The organism is Desulfitobacterium sp. THU1 (genome assembly GCF_038181555.1).
Taxonomy (GTDB): domain Bacteria; phylum Bacillota; class Desulfitobacteriia; order Desulfitobacteriales; family Desulfitobacteriaceae; genus Desulfitobacterium.
Genome location: NZ_JBBWUA010000002.1, coordinates 247,666 through 266,634, shown reverse-complemented (window position 1 = coordinate 266,634; position 18,969 = coordinate 247,666). Strand labels below are relative to the sequence as shown.

At 46.9% G+C, this 18,969-nt stretch carries 19 protein-coding genes; all 19 read left to right on the top strand.

Features of this window, described 5'->3' with window-relative positions:
- Positions 1-19 precede the first annotated feature (19 nt).
- The 19 genes from mraY (at position 20) to AAC978_RS03440 (ending at position 18,946) form a co-directional block, all read left to right on the top strand.
- Positions 20-1,027, top strand: coding sequence for a phospho-N-acetylmuramoyl-pentapeptide-transferase (mraY, locus tag AAC978_RS03530; protein WP_341546586.1), 1,008 nt, complete (start codon positions 20-22; stop codon positions 1,025-1,027).
- Between the two features lie 98 nt (positions 1,028-1,125).
- Positions 1,126-2,496, top strand: a complete 1,371-nt coding sequence (gene murD, locus AAC978_RS03525; protein WP_341546585.1) for a UDP-N-acetylmuramoyl-L-alanine--D-glutamate ligase — start codon at positions 1,126-1,128, stop codon at positions 2,494-2,496.
- Between the two features lie 18 nt (positions 2,497-2,514).
- A complete protein-coding gene (gene spoVE / locus AAC978_RS03520; RefSeq protein ID WP_341546584.1) occupies positions 2,515-3,609 on the top strand; it encodes a stage V sporulation protein E in 1,095 nt (364 codons plus the stop codon).
- A gap of 850 nt (positions 3,610-4,459) precedes the next feature.
- A complete protein-coding gene (murG, locus tag AAC978_RS03515; protein WP_341546583.1) occupies positions 4,460-5,569 on the top strand; it encodes an undecaprenyldiphospho-muramoylpentapeptide beta-N-acetylglucosaminyltransferase in 1,110 nt (369 codons plus the stop codon).
- A gap of 71 nt (positions 5,570-5,640) precedes the next feature.
- Positions 5,641-6,510, top strand: coding sequence for a hypothetical protein (locus AAC978_RS03510; protein ID WP_341546582.1), 870 nt, complete (start codon positions 5,641-5,643; stop codon positions 6,508-6,510).
- Complete coding sequence (gene murB / locus AAC978_RS03505; RefSeq protein ID WP_341546649.1) at positions 6,440-7,306, top strand: UDP-N-acetylmuramate dehydrogenase; 867 nt, start codon at positions 6,440-6,442, stop codon at positions 7,304-7,306. Before AAC978_RS03510 ends, murB begins: the two co-directional genes overlap by 71 nt.
- Before the next feature lie 16 nt (positions 7,307-7,322).
- The gene (gene murA, locus AAC978_RS03500; protein WP_341546581.1) at positions 7,323-8,582 is read left to right on the top strand and encodes a UDP-N-acetylglucosamine 1-carboxyvinyltransferase; all 1,260 of its coding nucleotides are present in this window, start codon (positions 7,323-7,325) and stop codon (positions 8,580-8,582) included.
- An 84-nt stretch (positions 8,583-8,666) separates the two neighbouring features.
- A complete protein-coding gene (locus tag AAC978_RS03495) occupies positions 8,667-9,392 on the top strand; it encodes a cell division protein FtsQ/DivIB (RefSeq protein ID WP_341546580.1) in 726 nt (241 codons plus the stop codon).
- 19 nt (positions 9,393-9,411) lie between these two features.
- The gene (locus AAC978_RS03490; RefSeq protein ID WP_341546579.1) at positions 9,412-9,750 is read left to right on the top strand and encodes a small basic family protein; all 339 of its coding nucleotides are present in this window, start codon (positions 9,412-9,414) and stop codon (positions 9,748-9,750) included.
- Positions 9,751-9,954: 204 nt separating this feature from the next.
- Positions 9,955-11,016, top strand: a complete 1,062-nt coding sequence (gene ftsZ / locus AAC978_RS03485) for a cell division protein FtsZ (RefSeq protein WP_341546578.1) — start codon at positions 9,955-9,957, stop codon at positions 11,014-11,016.
- 284 nt (positions 11,017-11,300) lie between these two features.
- Positions 11,301-12,215, top strand: a complete 915-nt coding sequence (locus AAC978_RS03480; RefSeq protein ID WP_341546577.1) for a sigma-E processing peptidase SpoIIGA — start codon at positions 11,301-11,303, stop codon at positions 12,213-12,215.
- The gene (sigE, locus tag AAC978_RS03475; protein WP_341546576.1) at positions 12,215-12,943 is read left to right on the top strand and encodes an RNA polymerase sporulation sigma factor SigE; all 729 of its coding nucleotides are present in this window, start codon (positions 12,215-12,217) and stop codon (positions 12,941-12,943) included. The genes AAC978_RS03480 and sigE overlap by 1 nt, the downstream gene beginning before the upstream one ends.
- Before the next feature lie 57 nt (positions 12,944-13,000).
- Complete coding sequence (gene sigG, locus AAC978_RS03470) at positions 13,001-13,774, top strand: RNA polymerase sporulation sigma factor SigG (protein WP_015263175.1); 774 nt, start codon at positions 13,001-13,003, stop codon at positions 13,772-13,774.
- A gap of 56 nt (positions 13,775-13,830) precedes the next feature.
- Complete coding sequence (locus AAC978_RS03465) at positions 13,831-14,103, top strand: YlmC/YmxH family sporulation protein (protein WP_341546575.1); 273 nt, start codon at positions 13,831-13,833, stop codon at positions 14,101-14,103.
- A gap of 151 nt (positions 14,104-14,254) precedes the next feature.
- On the top strand, positions 14,255-15,073 hold the full coding sequence (gene pgeF, locus AAC978_RS03460) for a peptidoglycan editing factor PgeF (protein ID WP_341546574.1): 819 nt from the start codon (positions 14,255-14,257) through the stop codon (positions 15,071-15,073).
- 2 nt (positions 15,074-15,075) lie between these two features.
- Positions 15,076-15,759: a response regulator transcription factor gene (locus tag AAC978_RS03455; protein WP_341546573.1), complete on the top strand. Its 684-nt coding sequence runs from the start codon at positions 15,076-15,078 to the stop codon at positions 15,757-15,759.
- Positions 15,760-15,762: 3 nt separating this feature from the next.
- Positions 15,763-17,166, top strand: a complete 1,404-nt coding sequence (pnpS, locus tag AAC978_RS03450) for a two-component system histidine kinase PnpS (protein WP_341546572.1) — start codon at positions 15,763-15,765, stop codon at positions 17,164-17,166.
- Positions 17,135-18,190, top strand: coding sequence for an HlyD family efflux transporter periplasmic adaptor subunit (locus AAC978_RS03445; protein ID WP_341546571.1), 1,056 nt, complete (start codon positions 17,135-17,137; stop codon positions 18,188-18,190). Before pnpS ends, AAC978_RS03445 begins: the two co-directional genes overlap by 32 nt.
- A gap of 69 nt (positions 18,191-18,259) precedes the next feature.
- Positions 18,260-18,946, top strand: coding sequence for a YggS family pyridoxal phosphate-dependent enzyme (locus AAC978_RS03440; protein WP_341546647.1), 687 nt, complete (start codon positions 18,260-18,262; stop codon positions 18,944-18,946).
- Positions 18,947-18,969 lie beyond the last annotated feature (23 nt).

Below are 18,969 nucleotides of genomic sequence, written 5' to 3'. Positions count from 1 at the left end.
GTAAAGGAAGGAATAACCCATGTCTGAACGTATATTTTTGGCTGCTGCTGTAGCGTTGATAATCACATTAATACTAGGGCCGTTATTGATTCCAATTTTACGGGTGTTGAAGTTCGGGCAGAATATTCGTGAGGAGGGCCCGAAACGCCATCTCGCAAAGGCGGGCACTCCCACCATGGGTGGTATTATCTTTTTAGTGGGAATTGTGGTAAGCGCCCTGACTATTGCTGAAAAGCCAACGTCCTTAGAAATGGTATTGGTTGTCAGTTCGATGCTCGGATACGGCCTAATTGGTTTTATTGATGATTTTATCAAAGTAGTCATGCATAGGTCTTTAGGGCTGAGAGCTTACCAAAAATTAATAGGACAATTTACCCTTGCTTTCCTTCTCACTTGGGTGGCTAATCGCTACTTAGGTCGAGGGACCGATCTCGTCATCCCTTTCACCACGATACATCTGGAATTGGGCTTGTTTTACTATCCTTTTGTTGCCTTAATCATTGTAGGGATCACCAACGCTGTGAATCTAACCGATGGACTGGATGGTTTAGCGGCAGGAACGACCTTGTTCAGTGCCCTAGGGTATGTGGCCATAGCTTGGTTGGCGGCAACCCAAGGGGGTAGGGTCGCAATTTTGGCTTATGAATCCGATCTTGCAGTGTTTGCTGCGGCCGTAGCAGGTGGATGCTTAGGCTTTTTGCGTTTCAACAAATTTCCGGCACGCGTTTTCATGGGTGATACAGGTTCCTTAGCTTTAGGTGGGGCATTAGTTGGTTTAGCTGTACTGACAAAAACAGAACTGATCCTCCTTATCCTTGGTGGTGTTTATGTGATAGAAGCCATCTCGGTTATTATTCAGGTTATCTCTTTCCAAACTACCGGTAAGCGGGTCTTTCGGATGAGCCCCTTGCATCATCACTATGAATTAGTGGGTTGGCATGAGTGGAAAGTCGTCATCGTTTTTTGGCTAGCCTCCCTGCTTTGTGCTGTGTTGGGAGTTATCGCCTATATTGCCGGGATGATATAAAGTATAAAGCAAGTAAGGCAGCCGTCTCGTCTAAGGGCAACAAGTGCGAAAGCAGTGCTGACCTAGCGCCGGCTAAGTTTTGTTAAGTGGGTGGAATCATGAATTTAAAAGATAAACAGGTACTCGTTGTGGGTGCCGGAAGAAGCGGGTTAGCTGCAGTTAAAAGGCTTAAGGCCATGGGCGCGAGGGTGAAATTAACGGATCGCCAAGGGCCCGATAAACTTAAGGATGTTTACGAGGTAGGCTTAACAGGAGGACAACTTATCTTAGGTCGTACACCTGAATGGGATGAGGTTCGGTCTGAAATTATCGTACTTTCGCCGGGGGTTTCCCCAGCACTCCCCTTTATACAAGTGGGTATCAGTCAAGGGGCACAAATCTGGAGTGAGGTGGAGCTTGCTTTGCGAGATCATCCAGCCTTCAAGATTGGGGTTACGGGTACAAATGGAAAAACAACCACGACCACACTCATCGGCGAACTAGCGAAAATAACAGGCCGTCCTACCCTAGTGGCAGGAAATATTGGTGTTGCTTTAAGCGATCAGGTAGGTGAGTTGAACGAACAGGGAATTGTAGTTGCCGAGCTTTCGAGCTTTCAACTAGAACATATCGATAGCCTGCGTATGAATGTAGGAATTCTACTCAATATGACGCCCGATCATCTGGATCGCCATGGGACCATAGAGAATTATCTGGCAGCCAAAGCTCGGATTTTTGAAAATCAGAGAGCTGAGGATTGTGCGATCTTAAATTGGGATGATACCCATGTTCGCGAGCTGGCGCCTCATCTCAAAGGTAGGGTCATCTTTTTTAGCCCCACTACCTTTCTGGGGAATGGTTATAGTGTGCAGGGGGATGAGCTTGTTTTCGCGGAAAATGGGAAGCTTACTCCTATTATGAATCGATGTGAACTACAGCTACGAGGTAATCATAATCTGGAGAATATTCTAGCCTCCATAGCAGCTGTTAGGGAATTGGGACTTTCCTGGAAACAGATTGTCCAAGGACTTCGTGAGTTTAAAGGGGTAGAGCACCGCCAAGAGGTGGTAGGGACTTATGATGGGATCCTCTTCATCAATGATTCGAAGGGGACCAATCCAGATGCAGCAGAAAAGGCCTTATACGCTTTTGCAGAACCAATCGTCCTCATTGCTGGGGGTAAAAATAAAGGCCTTGATTTCCATGACTTTATGAAGATCGTAAAGGAACAAGTCAAGAGTCTTGTCCTTGTCGGTGCAGCCGCCGATGAGATGGAAATTGCTGCTCAAGATGTAGGAATCCAGCACTATCTTCGGGCGAAAACCTTTGAGGAGGCAGTGGAGCTAGCCATAGCGGAAGCGAAGCCTGGAGATGTTGTCTTGCTCTCCCCGGCTTGTACAAGTTGGGATATGTTTAAGAGTTATGAAGAAAGAGGGGAATTCTTTAAGGAGTTAGTGCGTAGGCATTATAGGGAACCCATTCTCAAATAGTCAAAGGGGGAACTTAAAATGCCTAGACGACGTCGCCCTGATTTAGTCCTACTGGGAGCAATCCTAGCGCTCCTTGCTATAGGAACCGTCATGGTCTATAGCTCGAGTGCGGTTAAAGGATATGTGATGTATGACGATCCTTATCACTTTCTGAAGATGGAGGTGATCTGGGTTACAATTGGGTTAGTGGCGATGATTTTGGCAATGCGCTTCGACTTGCAGCTATTGCGCCGATGGGCTAAGCCGGCCCTCATTATGGCTATTGTCCTCTTAATTATGGTTAAAATACCCGGAATCGGACGTCGAGTTAATGGCGCTGACCGATGGATAGGTCTTGGCCCTTTGTCTATCCAGCCTTCAGAAGTCATTAAGTTAACCATGGTATTGGTCATGGCCAGTATTTTAGCGGTGGATCCCCATAAGATAAGATCTTTTCGCAAAGGCATGCTTCCTGTGCTGGGACTGCTTGGCCTAGTGGCAGGGCTCATTATGTTGCAACCTGATTTGGGAACAACTCTCGCCATTGCCGGTACGACCTTTTTTATGCTTATAGCTGCAGGTGCTAAGGTGAGTCATATTGTGGCTTTGGGCAGCGCAGGTGTAGGCTTGGTCGTGGCAGCGATTGCCGCAGCACCTTATCGAATGAATCGCATCTTCGCCTTTCTGGATCCATGGGCAGATCCTTCAGGCAAGGGGTATCAGACTATCCAGGCCTTACTGGCTTTGGGACCGGGAGGCCTTTTTGGTCTAGGTCTTGGGCAAAGCAAGCAGAAGTTCCTCTATCTCCCGGAAAATCATACGGATTTTATCTTCGCCATGATCGGGGAAGAGCTGGGCTTTGTGGGAGCCACCATCGTGATTTTGCTCTTCTTCCTATTTGCCTGGCGAGGATTCCGAACAGCCATGGGGGCACCGGATGCCTTTACCGGTTTCCTGGCAGTTGGCCTTACCTCAATGGTGTCCATCCAAGCTATGATCAATATGGGCGTGGTCAGCGGCGTACTTCCGGTCACGGGGATTACGTTACCGTTTTTGAGCTATGGCGGGACGTCGCTGGTGTTTACGATGGTAGGGGTTGGGGTGCTGCTCAATATTTCGCGGGAGTCGCGATAGAGTCGCCGGTTGATGTGCCTTATACCTGATTCTTCAGGATAAGTGAAAGTACAGCTTTGAGAGATTTCGTGCAAGAGAGTTGCGTTACAGACGCTCGGAGACTACGCTCGCAGAGCAAACTAAGGGCTAAACTGCCTCTTGCAAGCGGGCAGGGTTCCCGCCTAAATCGCCATCCTTGGCTCTCTAGGCGGCGTGCAACGTCCATGTTGCCCGCCCCGCTGTCTGGGGTGCAGTTTAGCCCAAGTTTGCTTAGCTGCCCCCGTAAAAACCTCGCTTTCTGTAATCGCAACTCACTTCGCAGGAAGGTTGGAGCATGCTTTCGGGAATTCGAAAGAGATTTTTGCTGGCAATTCTCGTGACTAGTTCTAAGCTACTTTTAAGAGTTCTTTGCGGTTCACGCAGTTCATTTAGCTCATGCAGTTCTTAAGAGCACGTCTGCAATTCTTAGCGTTTCATCCTCAGCAGTACCTCAAAGTCAGCTCGAGCATATACTTAAAAAGAAGACCCAGGGATTTTGATATACAGCAGGGAACGCCTTCTAAGCGAGCAGCTACCCGTTCTTCGCGAAAAGTTTTCAGCGGAGAAAGGTTGGAAACAGGACGTTTCCAACCCGCTACTAGGCAGGAGCCGATTTAGCGGGGGACCTTTCGGAGCTGAATACTTGAGCGTTAGAACGGGTGCGCGCAGCTTACAGAGTGACCGAGTATAGCAAAATCCTGGAGACAATACTTAAAACAAATACCAATAATGTCCTTAAAAGATACCCAAGAAAGACTAAAAAAGAGACACAAGAAACGACCCAGAAGCGATGACCCAAGAACCGCGAACCAACGAAAGGAGCATAAATTCCATGCGCGTGATTGTCACAGGTGGAGGAACGGGCGGCCACATTTACCCAGCCCTTGCGATCGCTAAGGGGATTCTCGCCAAAGTACCGGATAGTGAAATTCTCTATGTGGGTACCCGGGAAGGCATGGAAGCACGCCTAGTTCCTGAAGCCGGAATTAGCTTTAAAGGGGTGTCGGGGCAAGGACTTCCCCGCAAAATTAGCCTAGATACTCTCAAGGTAGGTGGCAAAACCATCAAAGCCTTATGGGAGACAAAGGAGATTCTCAAGAAGTATAAACCGGATCTCGTTGTCGGAACCGGAGGATATGTCTCGGGGCCTGTGGTATTAACTGCGGCCTTATTTGGGATTCCGACCTTGCTACATGAGCAAAACGCCTTACCGGGGATCACCAATAAAATCCTCACCCGTTTTGTGCGTAAGGTGATGGTGACCTTCCCAGAAAGCATTGCTCACTTTGGGGTGCGCAAGAAATTAATCTTAACCGGTCTCCCCGTGCGTCCAGAGATTGGTAGCATATCTCGGCAAAAAGGGGCTGAACGCTTGGGGTTACGTCCTGAGCATTTGACCCTACTCGTGACAGGAGGCAGTCGGGGTGCCCGCAGTATTAACCAAGCCATGCCTAAGGTGCTCAAGCAGTTAGCAACTCATCCGGAGATTCAAGTGATTTGGGCTACTGGCAAAGCAACCTATCAGGAGACTCTAGAGACCTTAAAGGCTGAAGGGATTCAATGGCAAAGAGAGAACTGGCGGGTATTAGAATATCTTAAAGATATGCCTGAAGCACTGGCTTGTGCCGATTTATTTGTAGGACGGGCTGGGGCGACGACCTTGGCGGAAATCATGGTAGCAGGTAAACCTGGGATACTCATTCCTTATCCCTTTGCGGCTGAAAACCATCAAGAATTTAATGCCCGGGCGTTGGAAAAAGATGGTGCAGCTCGTGTCATTTTAGATCGAGATTTAACCGGTGAGAATCTTTGGGCAGTGATTCAAGGCCTTGTAGAAAAACCTGAGCAATTAGCAGAGATGTCACGTTCTGCTCGAAATTCAGGGCAACCGAATGCTCTAGATAAAATTGTCAAGGTTTGCCTTGACACAGCATGGAAATAATTCGCTCCTTTCACACCTTCTGGCTTACGTGCATAACATATGACAGTCAGAAGAAAGGGAGTGGGTTAGTTATGTGGCCAAAGCAAAAAATATTACTTCTCGTTCCCCGAGGGTTAGACGGCTGGCAAGGGATTCTTTGTTTGTTGAATGCCCTACATAGAAGCGTGATGGTCAGAGAAACCTTAGGGGAGGGTCCAATGGACTTGGCGGATTTGACATCTTCCGGTCTCGAAGAGAGAGCCTTTGATTTAGCTGATGTTGGGCCCACGGAAATTCTCTATTGGTCTCAAATCCCATTGGAAGATCCCTATCGACAATGGGGCCTTTCTCGAGGACTTATGCAAACAGAGCTTACGGAATTCCTACATAGGTATTGGGCTGAAGAGATCCTCCTGCCAGTACCTCAGACTGAGACAAAAGATGAGCCCTTTTTATGGAGGATCTTAGAGAAGGCAGGGTTTGAACCTTCCTTGCTGTGGCAGAAGGAAGAGGGTCAATGGGATGTACGAATCGGCAGCGGTCTTCATTGGATTGTTCCCGCCGCTTGGCTTCTGAATTGCTTGGGCGGTGAGGAATTTGGGCGCCATCCTCAGTCGGTTTTCCCCGAGAGTTGCTGGATTCGCCGGGAAGATCGAGTGGAATTCTATGGAGATCAGAGGCATTACGAGTATCTGGGCAGTCTTTTGCCCTGTATAGATTATGCCAAGGAAGATAGAACATATTCCATAGTGCTGCAAGCACTGCAAATAGGAGTGCCTTGGGAGGCGATTCGACGTATTCACGATGCGAGTCTGAATATCCCCTTAGGTGCTTATCCTAGGGAAAACATAAGGTGGTATGCTAATGATGTTACATGGGATATTACAAGGAATGAAGGGACGGGTCGAACGCCAGTTTCCACTGAAGAACCTGAGTACATGGCGAATCGGGGGATTGGCTGAAGCAGTCTTTTGGCCTGAGAATGAAGAAGAATTATTGGCAGTTTGGTTGTCTTGTCAAGAAAAAGAGATACCTGTTCGGCTATTTGGGCGGGGGTCCAATGTTCTTTTTCCTGATGAGGGACTGACGGGGGTCACAATAATCAGTACTGGCTTGGCTCAGTGTCTTTGGGATGGGACGTTGGTTAGAGCGGGAGCGGGATATTCCTTAGCCCGTCTTTCTCTAGATGCTGCAGAAGCTGGATACACAGGTTTGGAATTTGCTCGCGGGATTCCCGGAACTGTGGGCGGTGCGATTGTGATGAATGCCGGGGCCCACGGAGGAAGCATCCAGAATGTTTTGGTAGAAGTGAAGATTATTAACCGACAGGGTAAAGTTGAAAGGCTTGCGAAGGAACATATAGACTTTGGTTATCGGGAATGTTCCCTTAGGGATCAAGCCATTGTTCTGGAGGGGGTCTTCTGCCTTAAGCCCGGTGACTTGGCAATGATTCGTCAAATCATGAGTGAGAATCTAGACAAACGAAAAGGAACTCAGCCTCTGGAACTCCCTAATGCCGGAAGTGTGTTTCGAAATCCTGCGGGGGATTCGGCGGGAAGATTAATCGAGGCAGCGGGCTGGAAGGGAAAAACGATAGGTGGGGCCCAAGTGTCCCTGAAGCATGCTAACTTTATAGTGAATCATGGCAAAGCCACAGCCCAGGAGGTTTTGACCTTGATTCATGGGATACAAACAGATGTACAAACAAAATTCGGTGTCGAGTTGAAGACAGAGGTGAGGTATATCTCACCAAACTGAGAAGGAGGAATCGGTCATGGCGATGGACCGCTATGTCATTACCGGAAAACAGCGATTAGAAGGCAAAATTCGCAATAGTGGGGCCAAAAACTCATCCTTACCCTTATTAGCAGCGTCCTTACTCGTTGCCGGCAAGACCACCTTATTAGACATCCCCCGATTAGCGGATATTGATCATATGATCGAAGTGTTGGAATGCCTTGGTGCTCATGTCGATACTCAGAATGCGGCCATTCTCGTGGATGCTTCAGATCTTAGTCGCTGCGAAGTTGATGAGGGACTCATGCGCCAAATGCGGGCCTCTAATCTCATTCTCGGTCCTCTGCTTGCACGCCATGGTCGAGTGAGGATTTCTAAGCCTGGGGGATGTGCCATAGGGTCTCGGCCTATGGACCAACATATTAAGGGATTGCAAGAGTTGGGAGTAAAGATTACAGAAAAACATGGATATATTGAGGCCTGGGTAGACCGGCTACAGGGCTCCAAAATCTATCTAGATGTTCCCAGTGTTGGAGCCACTGAGAATTTGATGATGACGGCAGTACTGGCTAAGGGAACCACTACGATTCACAATGCGGCTCGGGAACCAGAGATTATTGATCTGCAGAATTTCTTGAATAAGATGGGAGCGAAAGTCCGTGGTGCGGGCATGGATGTTCTGCGCATTGAGGGCGTTGACACACTCTATCCTGTTGAGCACACGGTCATCCCTGATCGGATTGAGGCCGGAACACATATGGTGGCAGCAGTAATGACACAGGGAGATATTGAGATTAGCAATGTGATCCCAGAGCATCTGGAGCCGGTAATAGCAAAACTTCGGCAAGCTGGAGCGGAAATTGTTGTGGGCGATGATTTTATTCGCGTCAGAGGTAAGGGAAGAATTAAGGGAGTGGATTGCAAGACCATGCCACACCCCGGCTTTCCGACGGATATGCAACCTCAATTCATGGCGCTTTTAGCGACAGCAGAGGGCACCAGTATTATGACAGAAACTATCTTTGAAAACCGTTTTCAACATGTGGATGAACTCCGACGGATGGGAGCCCAGATTACAGTAGAAGGGCGAACTGCGATTATTCGCGGGGTGGAGCGGCTGGAGGGGGCCTTTGTCGAAGCTACAGATTTGCGGGCGGGAGCAGCTCTATTCCTGGCAGCTTTAGCTGCAGAAGAGGCCACTGTACTGGAAAAGGTAGGGCATATTGATCGAGGCTATGATAATCTAGAAGATAAATATCGGAGTCTGGGTGCCAAGCTGAAACGAGTAAGCTCTTGATCAGAGCACGGTCGGATATGTTGAAAAGAAAAACATGACAGAGAGGGTTGTATTCGATATACTAGGAAGCTAGGAGGAGTGATCATGGAGTCTAGGAAATCGACTACATCCTTTCTGTATATTTCAATACTTGTTATACTTTTCGTAGTAGGTATGAGTTTTTTCTTCCAGTCAAGTTATTTTACGACTCAGACAGTGAAGATAGAAGGTCTGAAACAAATTCCTCCCAACGAAATTGAGCGTTTAATTACGGATGTAACAGGGCAGAATCTTTTCATGTTGGACTTAAAGCAACTTAGCCAGAAGGTGCAGCTCCATCCCCTTGTGGAGATTGTGGAGTTAAAAAGAAAGTTTCCCAACCAATTGGTCGTTCAGATTACAGAACGGACTCCAGTTGCTCTAGTTGCCGTCCCTCGAGGTGTAGTGGAGGTAGACCACAAAGGCATCTATCTACGCCGTCTTGAAGGATGGCCGGAACTAAGTTATCCTGTGATTAATGGATTGACCATCCCTGATACTGCTGGCCCGGGACTGGAGTTGGATATCCCTGGACTTAAGGCCGCCCTAAAAGTAGTCGGACAAGCCCCTGAGGAGTTAAAGCCATGGATTGGGGAAGTCTATGTGAATACGATCGAACAGATTACCCTTTATCTGACGGATGGAGTAGAAGTCCGCCTAGGTAAAGCAGACGCTTGGGAAGACAAGCTTAAGTCGCTTTTTGTATTGATCAATGATGAAGGGTATAAGTCTTTTAAGAACGGGGTAAGGTATATTGATTTTACCGCCGCAAAGCCAGTAATAGGTCGTTAAATGAGGAGGAATTTTTTGAATGTGGTTACCAATTTTAGGGCTCATACTTGGACTAGTTATTGGCTGGTTTAGTCCGTTCTCAGTTCCGGTAGAATATTCAAAGTATCTTTCTGTGGCCATCTTAGCTGCCCTGGACTCTGTCTTAGGAGGTATCCGAGCCGCTCAAGAGAACCATTTTGACTCTGTTGTGTTTCTTTCCGGTTTCTTTACCAATATTTTGTTGGCAGGAATACTTGCTTATGTAGGTGACCGAATCGGGGTCGACCTATTCCTAGCGGCTGTGGTGGCTTTTGGAGTCCGCTTATTCAACAACTTAGCGATAATTCGCAGACATTTGCTTCAAAAAAGAGTACATTAGGGGTAGACCACCCTTTTTGTTGAGAATCCATCTAATATAGCTTTGTGGATGATATTTCCTATTAAAAAAGTTGAAGTGAAAAGAAGGATAAACTGCTTGTTCATAGAATTTATCACGAGTACAGGTGTTTTTTTGTGTCATTATCACTTGAATGTGACCATGAATAGGTAATGCTCTAATACTAGCGGGGGGGTCGTAAGCTAAATGCTTGAATTCGACATGGACTTTAATCAATTTGCCCAGATCAAAGTGATTGGAGTTGGCGGTGGTGGAAATAATGCTGTAAATCGTATGATTACAGCCGGCTTAAAAGGTGTAGATTTTGTAGCGGTGAATACGGATGCTCAAGCGATCAACCTCTCACGTGCCGGAGAGAAGATCCAAATTGGTAATAAAATTACCAAGGGTCTTGGTGCGGGTGCGAATCCGGAAATCGGTCTGAAGGCCGCTGAAGAAAGTCGCGAAGAATTAATAAATGTCCTTAAAGGTGCAGATATGGTCTTTGTCACCGCCGGAATGGGCGGCGGAACTGGAACTGGTGCAGCACCAATCGTAGCTGAAATTGCTAAAGAATTGGGAGCCTTAACAGTAGGTGTAGTGACCCGTCCCTTTTCCTTTGAGGGAAGAAAAAGGGCTATGCAGGCAGAAAAAGGAATTGCCGAGCTTAAGTCTAAAGTTGATACTTTGATCACTATTCCCAATGATCGGTTGCTCCAAGTCGTGGACAAGCATACAGCTCTTCATGAGGCTTTTCGGATTGCTGATGATGTGCTGCGTCAAGGGGTTCAAGGGATATCTGACCTGATTGCTGTACCCGGCTTGATTAATCTGGACTTTGCCGATGTGAAGACGATTATGCGTAACACAGGTTCAGCATTAATGGGAATCGGAGCAGCTACCGGCGAGAATAGAGCGGCAGATGCTGCCCGTAAAGCTATTTCTAGTCCTTTGTTGGAGACCTCTATCGAGGGTGCACAAGGGGTCCTCTTAAACATTACTGGTGGTTCGAATTTAACCTTGTTCGAAGTTAATGAAGCTTCGGAAATCATTGCAGAGGCAGCTGATCCGGAAGCTAACATTATCTTTGGCGCCGTAATTGACGAAAGCCTCAAGGAAGAGATTCGGGTGACTGTCATTGCAACAGGATTTGAACAACAGAAATCTGCTACTGTTGGGTTAAGAGGTAGTGCTAATGAGGCGATTCGTCCCGTGGCAGCCACAGCTGAGGAGCTAGATATTCCAGAGTTTTTGCGTCGCAAACGTTAAGAGAGTGTTATCTTGTTTGAGTTTTGATAGCTGTTAGTTTTCTTTCGACTCATGTGACAAAACTTATCTAACAAAATCATGTGTAATATCAATTAAGTATCTAAGCCATAGTTTGGGCCCTTAAGGTCATAGACTATGGCTTTTTTGTGGTCAGGTGGTTTCAAACGCGATTTTTAGTCACAAGTCGCAATAGTTTTCTTAAATATTCCCGCCTATTCCGACAGCTTTTATTCTCCTTATTCGGTATAATTTGGGAGAGATGGTGGAAAGGGCTACTATGAGTTATGGAGAGGTATTTAGATATTGATCTAGTAGTAAATGGGAGTATGGATGCCTTGCTCATAATTCTCGTTGCCCACTTATTGAATTTTCCCCTCCGAGGCAAGAGGCTTGCGGCCGGAGTGATGGCTGGAGAAATTCCGGTAATTCTCTCTGCCTATGCTCCGGCCTCGTTCGTTTTTGAATTGAGCAAATTTCTCGTCCCTATGCTTATGATTGGGCTTGCATTTCCTTATCGAGGGATACGGCCTTATCTCAAGACACTATTATTATTTTGGATTGTCTCGGCGGGTCTTGGAGGGCTCGTCTATGCTGTCTGGGGCTGGGTTAGTTTCGATGGCATTCTTGGCAGCTCTTTACGCATAGGCATGAAAAACCTTTGGATCCTGCCTTTAGGGGTAGGATTATGGTGGGTTAGTCAAAATGCCTGGCAGAGCATTTTAGGATCAGCGGCCCAGACGAGAGCCACACTCTATGATCTCCGGATTGACCTAGGTGCAGAAATGGGTGATGAAAGTTCAATCACGGTGAGAGCATTACTGGATACGGGGAACCAATTGCGAGACCCCCTCACCGGTAATCCTGTCATTCTGGTGGAGGAGGAAATAGCTGCAACGGTCATGCCTGAAGAGCTGTTACCAGCTTTGCAGGGAGCTTGGCGCGACTTAGAAGATCCCTGGCCATGGCTCTGGCAGTCTGATTCCTTGTGGATTAAGTATTTTGTCTTTATCCCCTATCAAGGGGTGGGACATAAGAGTTGGCTTCTCGGCATCCGACCCCATAAGGTGGTTTGCACATCCTTGTCGGAACCGAAAGAAATGAAAGCAACCTTAGCTTTAGTGCAGCATGGGCTTAGTTCGGATAGAACCTACCAAGCCTTGCTGCATCCAGAGCATGTTCGAGGAGCGGAGGAAGGCTAATGAAAAGGATAGTAGAACACGTTAAATTATGGTTTTTTAAGATTAAATCGCTTTTGATACGCAAAATCGGTGGTTGGGATGAAATCTATTATGTGGGTAGCAGTGAAGCGCTGCCTCCTCCACTTAATTCAGATGAAGAAGGCGAGCTTCTATTACGCTTGGAGCAGGGGGATTTTAGTGTTCGTGATATTCTAATCGAGAGAAATCTGCGCTTAGTGGTGTATATTGCCCGAAAATTTGAGAATACCGGGATCGGTATCGAAGACCTCGTCTCCATCGGAACCATTGGCTTGATTAAAGCCGTAAATACCTTTGATCCTCAAAAGAAGATAAAGCTGGCCACCTATGCCTCGCGCTGCATAGAAAATGAAATTCTCATGCATTTGCGTCGCAATAATAAGACACGCACGGAGGTCTCCTTCGATGAACCCTTGAACATCGATTGGGATGGCAATGAATTGCTACTCTCCGATGTGCTTGGTACGGAAAATGATATTATCTCGCGACCACTGGAGGAAAAGGTGGATCGCCAGCTTTTGCATTTAGCTATGGCAAGGCTGACAGATCGGGAAAAAATGATTATGGAATTGCGCTTTGGCTTGGACAATGGTGAGGAAAAAACCCAAAAGGAAGTAGCGGATCGGCTGGGCATTTCCCAGTCCTATATTTCTCGTTTAGAAAAGCGAATAATCCGCCGTTTAAGGAAAGAATTCATTCGTTTGGAATAAGTTTCAATCCCATCGGGCATACTCTTCCAAGAGAAAATTGGCTTGGAGGGTGCTCAAATGGCTTTAAACAAAGTAGAAATCTGTGGAGTGAACACCTCAAAGTTGCCTGTTCTTAGTAGCGCAAAAATGAAGGAATTATTCATTGCCTATCAAAGCGGCGAAAAAGAAGCACGGGAGAAGTTGATTTATGGGAATTTAAGATTAGTCCTGAGTGTAATTCAACGATTCACTAATCGGGGAGAGTATGTGGATGATCTTTTTCAAGTTGGCTGTATTGGCTTGATGAAGGCCATTGACAATTTCGATCTTGGTCAAAATGTAAAATTCTCTACCTATGCGGTTCCCATGATCATCGGTGAGATTCGCAGATATTTACGGGATAACAACCCAATTCGGGTCAGTCGCTCCCTACGGGACATTGCTTATAAGGCGCTACAAGTTCGAGACCAATTGGTCAGTGAATGCTCACGAGAACCTACGGTATCGGAAATTGCTGCTAAGCTTACATTACCCAGAGAAGAGGTTATTTTTGCTTTAGATGCCATCCAGGAGCCGATTTCCCTGTTTGAACCGATTTATCATGATGGGGGAGACCCCATCTTCGTGATGGATCAAATCGGTGATGAGAAGCATTCCGATAACAGCTGGCTAGAAGGTATCGCAGTTCGAGAAGCCCTGCGGCGGCTAAGTGAAAGGGAAAAGCTTATTTTGTCCTTGCGTTTCTTCCATGGCAAAACTCAGATGGAGGTTGCCGACGAAATTGGTATTTCCCAAGCCCAAGTTTCCCGCTTAGAAAAAGCAGCCTTAGGACATATGCGTAAGTTCGTCTAGTTTAGAATAATCATCTTCCCTCTCGAATATAAATTTGGAGAGGGGAGGTAGAAGAAATGCGGATCTCTGAGCTACGCTTATTAGATATCGTAAATATCAAAGATGGTCGCCGCTTGGGCCCCATCAAAGATTTAGATCTGGATTTAGAACGAGGCTCCATTAAAGGGATCGTGGTGCAGGGCGCCTCTCGAAGCTGGGGTTTTTTCGGCGGGAGAAATGAGGATATTCTCATTCCCTGGGAGCGTGTGAAGAAGATTGGGGTCGATGTAATTTTGGTCGATGCTACTGATTTGCCGGACTTCAATGTCTTGGTGGATGATCGCCGTTAATGAGAATGAATTCTTGTTAAAGATAGAAGAGCCTTCTGAAGGAAAAATCCTTTAGGAGGCTTAAATCATGCCAAGAATAGGACTTTCGGGGAGTACATCCCTCAGGAACTTTATGGTATAGTTACAATAGGATGAATATGGGGGTAATCAAATGGCATGGAGTTGGCGCCAGGGAAAAGAACTAGTCTATCTTACTCTTCCCGTATGGGAATCGGAGGGTATTCAGATTGGATTTTCTACACGCTGGGGAGGGATTAGCTCATCTCCCTATGCGACCTTAAATCTTGGACTCCATGTGGGGGATTCCCCAAACCAAGTGGAAATTAATCGCAAGTTATGGTTTGCTGAATGGAATGCTCTGTCAGGAGAGGTCGCTCTAGGGGAACAGGTCCATGGAACAAAGATCCATCAAGTTACTGAAAGGGATGCCGGGCGAGGGAGTGATTCTCTTGACACCGTAATTACTGGTGTCGATGGATTAATAACTGTGACCCATACTGCTCTTATGGCCTTCTTTGCGGATTGCGTCCCGGTGTTTTTCTATCATCCTCTTCTCCAAGCGGTAGGGATTGCTCATGCGGGCTGGAAAGGTACTTCGGGGAAGATTGTGAGTGAGATGTTAGAAATGTTTCGTCTACGAGGGGGTGACCCTGCAGAATGTTGGGCAGCGATCGGACCGAGTATCGGGCCCTGCTGTTATGAAGTGGATGAACACGTACGGATGGAATTCGAGAAGAGCTTTTCAAAAACACCCTTTCTAAAACCTGGCCGACAAGGACATTCCCAGTTGGATTTGCAGGAGGCTAACTCGATGATCCTAAGGGAAGCGGGGATACCACCGGAAAAGATTTGGATCGCCCGTGAATGCACTGCCTGTCATACAGATTCCTTCTTTTCCCATCGCAGAGAGGGCCCGAAGACAGGAAGAATGGCGGGTTGGATTCGTCGCTTGCCAAAAAGGGAGGAGTAATCATGGCCGTTATCTTGGTCGTTGATGATGATGAACTAATTCAAGAGCTACTTAAGTTTAATCTGGAGAAGGAGGGCTATCAGGTACTGTTGGCTTCCGACGGATCTGAGGCTTTAAGTGTTATAGAGGAAAAGGTCCCCGATCTTGTGATACTAGACATTATGTTACCAGGTATGAGCGGACTTGAAGTATGCAACCAGCTGCGCAGGGTGCCAAAGCTTGCTGATCTACCGGTGATTATGCTTACCGCCAAGGGTGAGGAGATTGATAAAGTACTTGGGCTGGAGATCGGAGCAGATGACTATCTTACGAAGCCCTTTAGTCCTAGAGAGCTGGTAGCAAGAATTCGGGCAAGGCTGCGACGCAATAAGCCAAGTGAAGAGAAGACAGACATAGTTCGTCAGGACCTGCGTATTGATCTAGAACGTTTCCGAGTGTCTGTACGAGGGGAATACATAGAACTGACCCCCAAGGAATTTGAACTTTTGCGTGTATTAGCCACTCATCCTGGTAAGGTATATACCCGAGATGAACTCTTAGAACGAATTTGGGGCTATGAATATGCGGGAGATACACGAACTGTGGATGTTCATGTGAGACATCTCCGCCAAAAAATTGAGAAAGACCCTTCCGATCCCGAATATATCGAAACACTGCGGGGTATAGGATATCGGTTGAAAGGTTAGATTATGAGAATTAAATGGCTCATTATTGCAATCTACCTCTTGGTCTCAGCTCTTTCTCTTCTGCTTTTCTGGTTAGGTGCTCAAGAGCAAACTGGGATTAGTATGGAGATAGATCTCATGGCACTTGCCCTTGCCATACTTCTACCGGGTGGAATTGTTTACTTCTTTGCTGACCGGCTCGGGGAACGGATAGAAAGGATTTACAGTGCTGTTAGAGGGATTGCGCAGGAACAGTCCCTACCCACGAATTTACCGGAGTTTACTTATGAATTGGGAAGCTTGTCCAGAGAGGTGGCTGAGCTTGGGCAGAGACTCAAGGCCAGTATATCCACTAACCGTCAAGAATCACAAAAGATCCAAGCGATTCTTGCAGGAATGCAAGAAGGGGTCATTTCCCTAGACCATGTGGGACGAATCGTCCTTCTGAATCGCGCTGCAGAGAAGCTTTTCGGTAAAAAGCAGGAAGCGGTAAGGAATAGATACCTTACTGAATTAAGTGGGTTTGAAGAGTTAGAAGAGCTTATCTCCACGGCTTTAGAGAAAAGTCTCCCCGGACAAACCGAGCTTCTTATGCGTTCCAAAATGATGATTCGCGTTCAGGTCAGTCCGATTTTGGGAGAGAAGGATCGTTCCCAGGGAGCGGTTATCGTCTGCTATGATATAACAGAGCTTCGTCGTTTAGAGCAGTTGCGGACAGAGTTTGTTGGCAATGTATCTCATGAACTAAGAACACCTCTGACTTCGATCAAGGGATTTGTGGAGACCCTTATGGATGGAGCGGCAGAGGACCCCGACTTGCGGGAGCGCTTTCTTAATATTATTCATAAGGAGACTCTACGCCTACAACGCTTAGTGGATGAATTGCTGACCCTATCTCGAATTGAAAACCAACGCCCAGATGTCAGCAGCGGTAGAAGTAGGGTCCAAGAGGCATATGAAAAGATTAAACCGGTGATAGAACCCTATGCAGAAGCTAAAAGTATTGATCTTGAAGTCGTAATTCCTAGTAAATTGCCGGAAGTAGCTATGGGAATCGATTTGTTGAGCCAAGTACTTCTCAACCTGATGGAGAATGCTGTGAAATATACTGCAAAAGGTGAAGTGTGGCTACATGCGTCTTATGTTAACCAAGCCATTCGATTAGAGTTTGGTGATTCAGGCTGTGGTATTCCTAAAGAAGATCTCCCCCGTGTCTTTGAGCGTTTCTATCGAGTGGACAAGGCTCGTTCTCGTGAGCAAGGAGGAACAGGGCTGGGATTAAGTATTGTTAAGCATATTGTCGAAGGAGCTGGAGGGAAGATTTGGGTGACATCGAAGTTGGGCTCGGGATCCGTCTTCATCTGCGAATTACCGACTAGAAATGGAGGGATAACAATTGAAGAGGAGCCCAAGGACACTAGTCTATAGCCTGATACGAGTCGTTGGGGTGGGGGCTCTTCTACTACTCCTCATCGGTTCGTTGGGCTGGGTTTACCGTTCAAATTTCTTAACAGGCTCTCTCAAGGTGGAATTGGCGAAGCAAGGAGATATTAAACATCAGCAGATAGTCTCCGTGGTATTTGCCAGTGAAGAAACTCTCCTCAAGGCGCCTGCTGCAGGAACACCAAAGTTTTTGGTTCAAGAGGGAGAACGAATCCGCAAAGGAGACCCTGTTGCAACGATTCAATCGGGAGGAGTTGTCCTTGGGCAGGATAACCTAGCCCAGTCGAATACCCTAGTCGCACCGATCGGTGGACTTGTATATTCCGCAACAGATGGTCTGGAAACATTTTTGACTCCTGAGCATCTTCTTTCCATGGATGTCAGCAAAATTCTTCAACAGACGGTTGCCGGTAGCTCTGAATCCGGCGCAGAGACCACAGCACCTGCACCTCAGAGCAATCCGAGCGATAGAGAAGCTCAAGCTTCTCAGCCTAGTCAGGATGCTCAGAGGGCGCAGAGTTCAGGGGTCAGCGTGGACAGCGGCAAGGTTATCGGTAAAATCGTCAATAACCTTCTGCCTACGGTAGCGGTAATCAAGGTGGATACTCAGGGGTATGAGGTGGGTAAGAATGTAAAGTTGCTTATCAACGATCAAAGCTTCACTGCTAAAATCATGCGCCTTCTTGATGATCCCCAGGGGTTGGTGGTTCAATTCAACCAATATATCGATGGGACAAGCCGGCAAAGATTTCAGGAGATTGCCCTGGTTGTGAAGCCTACCGTTAGCGGAATTCTGATTCCTAAAAGTAGCCTTTGGATTAAGGGGGAAGAACAGGGAGTTTATGTAGTCCAGGAAAGTGCTATCCAATACCGCAAGGTAAAAATACTGGATGAAAATGACGAATTCGTCTGTGTTGAGAATTTACCCCATGGTATTCCTGTCATTATCAATCCCCGTACGGGTCTAGATGGTCTTACTATCAATATAAAAAATGTCACACAATTATAAACTGTGGTCTAGAAGTAGCAGGAAATAGGCATTCTTTGTAGAATTGAATCAAAATGGACGGTGTTCGAATTGGATATAAATGGAAATATCTCAGATATCCGTCAGAGGATGAATCAGGCGGCTGCTATGAGTGGACGCAACCCTTCCGAAATAAAGCTTCTGGCAGTGAGCAAGACTATGAGTTCCGATGTGGTTCGCTGTGCTTATGAAGCAGGACAACGTGCCTTTGCTGAAAATAAGGTTCAGGAATGGCAAGAGAAGGTGGATCATCTCCCTGAGGATTGTGAATGGCATCTGGTTGGCCGTTTGCAAACCAATAAGGTAAAGTATTTAGATACTAGGATTACGCTTATTCATTCCCTTGATAGGATAAGCTTGCTTAAAGCATTGGAACATCACGGTGCACAGCGGCAGATGATTTGGCCAACCCTGGTCCAGGTTAATATCGCTCGCGATCCTCAGAAAGCAGGATTATTAGACGAGGAAGTGGAAGATTTTCTGTCGGAAGTGGCTCGTTGCGAACATGTCCGGGTCCACGGCCTGATGACTATAGGGGCATTAGGTGCTTCTCAGGAAGAGACACAAGGTTATTTTCGTCAACTGCGTTTGCTGAACGAGCGACTTCAGGTGAACAATATACCTCATGTCGCCCTCAAGGAACTTTCTATGGGGATGAGCCATGATTTTGAGTGGGCAATTCAAGAGGGTGCCACGATGATCCGAGTTGGCAGGCAGATATTTGGTGAACGCTCTTAAGGGACATAGTTTGTTAACTTGAT

Coding starts and splice junctions, on each gene's coding strand:
- AAC978_RS03490 (WP_341546579.1), top strand. CDS start 9,412: ATGTGGTTACCAATTTTAGGGCTCATACTTGGACTAGTTATTGGCTGG.
- AAC978_RS03495 (WP_341546580.1), top strand. CDS start 8,667: ATGGAGTCTAGGAAATCGACTACATCCTTTCTGTATATTTCAATACTT.
- sigE (WP_341546576.1), top strand. CDS start 12,215: ATGAAAAGGATAGTAGAACACGTTAAATTATGGTTTTTTAAGATTAAA.
- murG (WP_341546583.1), top strand. CDS start 4,460: ATGCGCGTGATTGTCACAGGTGGAGGAACGGGCGGCCACATTTACCCA.
- spoVE (WP_341546584.1), top strand. CDS start 2,515: ATGCCTAGACGACGTCGCCCTGATTTAGTCCTACTGGGAGCAATCCTA.
- murB (WP_341546649.1), top strand. CDS start 6,440: ATGAAGGGACGGGTCGAACGCCAGTTTCCACTGAAGAACCTGAGTACA.
- AAC978_RS03510 (WP_341546582.1), top strand. CDS start 5,641: ATGTGGCCAAAGCAAAAAATATTACTTCTCGTTCCCCGAGGGTTAGAC.
- sigG (WP_015263175.1), top strand. CDS start 13,001: ATGGCTTTAAACAAAGTAGAAATCTGTGGAGTGAACACCTCAAAGTTG.
- mraY (WP_341546586.1), top strand. CDS start 20: ATGTCTGAACGTATATTTTTGGCTGCTGCTGTAGCGTTGATAATCACA.
- pnpS (WP_341546572.1), top strand. CDS start 15,763: ATGAGAATTAAATGGCTCATTATTGCAATCTACCTCTTGGTCTCAGCT.
- murA (WP_341546581.1), top strand. CDS start 7,323: ATGGCGATGGACCGCTATGTCATTACCGGAAAACAGCGATTAGAAGGC.
- murD (WP_341546585.1), top strand. CDS start 1,126: ATGAATTTAAAAGATAAACAGGTACTCGTTGTGGGTGCCGGAAGAAGC.
- ftsZ (WP_341546578.1), top strand. CDS start 9,955: ATGCTTGAATTCGACATGGACTTTAATCAATTTGCCCAGATCAAAGTG.
- pgeF (WP_341546574.1), top strand. CDS start 14,255: ATGGCATGGAGTTGGCGCCAGGGAAAAGAACTAGTCTATCTTACTCTT.
- AAC978_RS03455 (WP_341546573.1), top strand. CDS start 15,076: ATGGCCGTTATCTTGGTCGTTGATGATGATGAACTAATTCAAGAGCTA.
- AAC978_RS03480 (WP_341546577.1), top strand. CDS start 11,301: ATGGAGAGGTATTTAGATATTGATCTAGTAGTAAATGGGAGTATGGAT.
- AAC978_RS03465 (WP_341546575.1), top strand. CDS start 13,831: ATGCGGATCTCTGAGCTACGCTTATTAGATATCGTAAATATCAAAGAT.